We start from the raw sequence: 5,180 nt of genomic DNA, 5'->3' as shown, positions 1-5,180 counted from the left end.
GAGAACCCGATAAACCCGGAAACCCATTTTCAAACCATGAGTGAAATTGCCAGCGCACTGGATCAAAAAGTAGATTATATTTTTATCAGCACAAGTACCTGCGGAACCCTTATGGGATGCGCACGGTATGTATTTGAAAACAAACTCCCCACAAAAATTATTGCTGTTGATGCAATTGGAAGCGTAACATTTGGTCAGGAAGAAAATGTACGCCTCATACCGGGCCACGGATCAGGAAAACCATCCAATTTTTTAAACCTTAATTTCATCAACAATGCCATCTATATATCCGATGAAGAATGTATCAGGGGATGTTGGAAATTACTGGAAAATGAAGCAATCCTATGTGGAGGTTCCAGCGGAGCGGTAATTTCAGCCATAGAAAAATATGCATCTGCTATACCTGCCGGAGCAAATTGTGTGGGCATTCTTCCCGACAGAGGTGAACACTACCTGGATACAGTTTATAACAAAACCTGGATTAAAAAACATTTCCCTGATTTTGAGTTTTCAAAAAGACCAGTAAACACTGAGGTTACTATAAAAAGAAAGGGACGACCCCGGAAAAGCTTTAAAACTTTAACTATTAGTTCAACATGATGCAAAGTCCTTCATTTAAAATAGCAATTGTAGGCCTGGGACCTAAGGGATTGTACGGTTTTGAAAGGATACTTGCCCAATTAAAGGCAAATCCCGTCAAGAAAGAGGTTGAAATCCACCTCTTCAATAAAACAAGGTTCATGGGTTCGGGCGACGTGTACAGAAGCGACCAACCCGATTATCTGTTAATGAATTTTGCGAATAGTTTTGTTAATATGTGGACAGAGGAACAGCCACCCCCTATTGTACAGACCCCATTAAGTTTTTCCGGATACATCGCAATGGAAAATCAAACGTCCCCTGATGAAATAGAGCATTTGTATTCGCCGCGGGCAACGGTTGGACGCTATCTGGAATATGGTTTTGCCCAGCTCTGCCGGAATCTCCCCAAAAACGTCATTCTTCAGCAACATATTGCAGAAGTGCGTTCTATTGAAAAAGTGGAAGAAGGCTATTCAATCGGTTATTTTCAGCGGGAAACCTCATCTCGGTTGACCGGTTTTCAACACATCCTGATAACCACCGGGCACCAACGTCATAAAACCACAAAAACAAGTAATAACACAGTCCCATTTATTTATCCTGTGCAAGAAAATTTAAATGGGGTAACCCTGCAAGATTCAGTTGCTGTAAAGGGAATGGGTTTAACCTTTATAGATGCGGCCCTGGCACTCACCGAGGGAAAAGGAGGATATTTTACTGAAGATGTGGAGGGAGATTTCATTTACAATCCATCCGGAAGAGAACCGAAACGAATTTTCCCCTTTTCAAAATCCGGCTGGCCCATGATGCCCAAATACGATTTTAATTTGAATGATGGCCCTGAACTTTTTGTAAAAAGACTCAGGTTTTTAAAACACAAAAAAATTAATCTGAAGAATGAAATACTCCCGCTGGTTGAGCAGGATATGGAGTATGCCTACTACAGAACACTATTCTCGCATGAAAATGAAGTGCTTGATTACCACCCAAATTATGATGAAATAACACGACAGATACATGCCTTCCATAAAAAACACCCCGGATACGCACGTTTTTCCCTGGAAAGCTTAATGCAACCGAAACTCAATCCAGCGAAAAGCAGTCATCAGAATATTCTGGACTACCTTTCTGCTTTTATCCGCGAAAAGAACCGGCACATAGAGCACGAGGCTCAATTACGCGCTGCCGCAATATGGAGAAGGATTAGCCCCGTTTTTAATGAGGTCTATTCTTACAGTGGTCTGGATGCTGCTTCCCATCAGGAGTTTGATGGCTACTATTTCGGAAAACTAAATCGCATAGCTTACGGGCCACCCCCCGTTAATCTTAAAAAAATTATGGCGCTGGCCAATACAGGAATTGTTGACTTTCAATTTGCCAAAAATCCCCGTTTAGAACCTAATGGAAACGGTTTTATGCTAAGCGACGGAATTTCCGAAATTTATTGTGACCTCCTGATTGATGCCCGAATTCCCAAAAACTCGATGGAAAATGAAGCTTCGGGTTTATTCACCAATTTGTGTAAAAACCGGTTGGCACAACCCTATGTAAACAGGGAAAACGATATTAGTTATGCGCCGGGCATTTTACAAATAGACCGCAACGGCAAACTGATAAATCCCCAGGGAACCACTGAAAACATAACGCTTTACGGCACCCCTACAGAAGGTATTGTTCACGATAATGACACCTTGTCCCGCACCCGTAACAACTTTGCCGGGCCCTGGGCGGGTGTGGTAATCCAACATTTAATGAATAGCACAGATGAAATCAAAAAACAAACTACCAAAACTCTCGCCTATTCTAAGTGATTGGATGCCAAAACTCATGAAGGACAAGATGCTTCTGGACACACTATTTGGTGACTGGGGCTCTCCTTTAAATGTGCATTACCTGCCGGAATTCGACAAAAACATTCAGAAATTCCGGAAAGTGTTTGAGAATCACCGAATACCATATCAGTTGTTTTATGCACACAAAGCCAACAAAAGCAAAAGTGTAGTAAACCGTGCAAAAGAAAACAGAATTGGCGTAGATACGGCCAGCGAAAGGGAATTACTGCAAGCGCTAGAAGTTGGGGTCAGTCCTGAACTTTTGGTGATAACAGCCGCCATAAAGACAGAGAAACTGCTTCAGATGGCAGTGGAGAATAATGTACTCGTTATTCTGGACAATCAGGATGAATGCGACTTATTAAACAGTATCGCCCAAAAAACGGACAAACAAACTCCTGTGGGTTTTCGCGTAAGTGGATTTTACACCGATACGGGAAAGCTTTACAGCCGATTTGGGTTTGATATTGACGAAGTAGAATCATTTATTGTTACTACCTGTTCCCCAAAAGGAAAATATTCACATTTAACCTATAAAGGATTGCATTTTCACCTAAATGGCTATTCGACCGAAGAACGCGGGGCAGCGCTAAGCCAGTGCTTTTTTTTGGCAGAAAAACTCAAAACCCAGGGATTTACTTCACAGTTTATTGACATAGGCGGTGGTGTACTGATAAATTACCTGAAATCAAAAAATGAGTGGGAAATTTTCCGGGAGGAACTGAAAAAAGCAGTCAAAGGTGAACGAGAAGAGATAACATTTAACAATGATGGTCTTGGATATCAATTAATCGATAATCAGATACAGGGAGCCCTGGCAACCTATCCTTTTTTCAATGAAGAAAACGACGACATCTTCCTTGAAAAAATCCTGAATTTCCGGTACAAAAATAAAGCAAGCGTATCTGAATTGCTCCGGAATAAAAACATAGAAATACGATTGGAACCGGGGCGCTCCTTGCTAAATCAGGTCGGCATAACCCTTGCCAGAGTAGCCTTTCGGAAAAAGGATATGAAGGGCAGATGGCTTGTCGGTCTGGAAATGAGCATGAGTCAGTTAAAAAGCTCAAGCGCCGATTTTTTATTGGATCCCTTAACCGCTTTTGTCCCTGCTCCCAACCATCCGGTAGAAGTGTACTTTACCGGAGCCTATTGCCTCGAACAGGATATAGTGCTCAAGCGGCGAATAACCTTACCCAACCTGCCACAAATTGGGGATATCGTGGGATTCGTTAATACAGCCGGCTACATGATCCACTTTTTTGAAACCCAGGCACATTTGTTCCACCTCTCCGTTAATTTAAGCATTGCGACTTCAAAGGAAAGCTATCAATATCAGGATTTTAACAATTTTTAATAATAAACAACTGATTCAGAGGTTTTTGTAAAAGTTTAACGGACTACTAATTTATACAGTTTAATTATTTAACAAAATATACACTGGTTTTTACCTCGTTTTTTTCAAAACGTTGATAAATAGTTTAAAAAACTCATTCAAACCCAAAGGTATTAATCCCAGTGCAAGAATAATTCCCCATGATTTGAGATCGGGCATCTGTAAATGAAAAGCACTTTGTATGACCGGGATCCCAATCACGACCAGTTGGAGGGCGAGGCCTGCAACTATTGCTCCTACAAGGTATTTATTCGAAAAAAAACCTATTTTAAAGATTGATTTCCGTTCATTTCTCAGAGCCAGTGAGTAAAACAGCTGACAAACCACCAGCACCATGAAAGCCATGGTACGGGCATATTCTAAAGTATTATTCGGTACCTGTTTATCAAACGGGGAGTATCCATGCTCATAATATCCCCAAAAGAAAGCGGCAATTGTTAGGGTTCCGATCAGAAACCCCCCGAGCAAAACATGCCTTCCGGCGCCCCTTGCAAAGAAACTCTCTTTGGCAGGTCGGGGCTTGTCATTCATTACATCGGGGGTTCCCGGATCCATTCCCAACGCTATGGCAGGTAAGGAGTCGGTAATCAGGTTGATCCACAGCAGCTGTGTGGCAAGCAACGGAGCTTTCCATCCTATTACCAGTGCTGCGAAAATGGCAATGACTTCGCCCAGATTGCAACTAATCAGAAAGATGACAGACTTTTTTATGTTATTGTAAATATTCCTTCCCTGCTCAATGGCTGAAACAATGGTTGAGAAATTATCATCAAGCAGAATCATATCCGAGGCACCTTTGGCAACGTCAGTGCCTGTTATCCCCATCGCGACGCCTATATCAGCGGTGTTTAAAGAAGGGGCATCGTTTACCCCGTCACCCGTCATAGAAACAATGTTGCCTTTGGTTTTCAGCGCCCTTACAATTTTTACTTTATGTTCGGGCGAGACACGTGCAAAAACACGATAATTGTTAATTTGCTCTGCAAATTCCAGGTCGGTAAGGGCCTCAATTTCCTGTCCGGTGATCGCCTGTTCAATCTTTTCTGCAATTCCTAGCTGAAGGGCAATGGCGAAGGCAGTATTCTTATGGTCACCGGTTATCATCAGCGTTTTCACGCCAGCACTTTTGGCTTTTGTGATAGCATCCTTGACCTCCGGCCTTGGTGGGTCTATCATTCCTACCAGACCAACCAGAATCAATTCCTTTTCCATTTCGGCAGGGCCGATTTTTTCCTTTACCGGCTTGTAGGCTGCCCCAAGGGTACGCAGGGCCTTATCAGACATAGCAACTGCTGCATCCATGTACCTCTTCTTATGAGCCTCAGTAAAAGGAATTGTTTCTCCTCCTTCTAAAACCCGGTTACAGATTT

Annotated in this window: 4 protein-coding genes; 3 read left to right on the top strand and 1 reads right to left on the bottom strand. The window is 42.4% G+C overall.

Going from position 1 to position 5,180, the window contains the following annotated elements; translation table 11 throughout:
• The 3 genes from QZZ43_RS06330 to QZZ43_RS06320 form a co-directional block, all read left to right on the top strand.
• A partial coding sequence (locus QZZ43_RS06330) for a pyridoxal-phosphate dependent enzyme (RefSeq protein ID WP_291857159.1) occupies positions 1 to 600 on the top strand: 600 nt, incomplete at its 5' end.
• Positions 597 to 2,393: an FAD/NAD(P)-binding protein gene (locus tag QZZ43_RS06325; protein WP_291857157.1), complete on the top strand. Its 1,797-nt coding sequence runs from the start codon at positions 597 to 599 to the stop codon at positions 2,391 to 2,393. The genes QZZ43_RS06330 and QZZ43_RS06325, both read left to right, overlap by 4 nt.
• A gap of 16 nt (positions 2,394 to 2,409) precedes the next feature.
• Positions 2,410 to 3,771: a hypothetical protein gene (locus QZZ43_RS06320; protein WP_291857155.1), complete on the top strand. Its 1,362-nt coding sequence runs from the start codon at positions 2,410 to 2,412 to the stop codon at positions 3,769 to 3,771.
• 90 nt (positions 3,772 to 3,861) lie between these two features.
• Here the strand turns inward: QZZ43_RS06320 and QZZ43_RS06315 are convergent.
• Positions 3,862 to 5,180: cation-translocating P-type ATPase (locus QZZ43_RS06315; RefSeq protein ID WP_291857153.1), on the bottom strand; the 1,319-nt coding region annotated here is incomplete at its 5' end.

Origin of the sequence: Marinilabilia sp., from assembly GCF_016278715.1 — a bacterium.
Classification (GTDB): domain Bacteria; phylum Bacteroidota; class Bacteroidia; order Bacteroidales; family Marinilabiliaceae; genus Marinilabilia.
The sequence above is the reverse complement of the archived record's forward strand: the minus strand, read 5'-3'. Positions and strand labels throughout refer to the sequence as shown.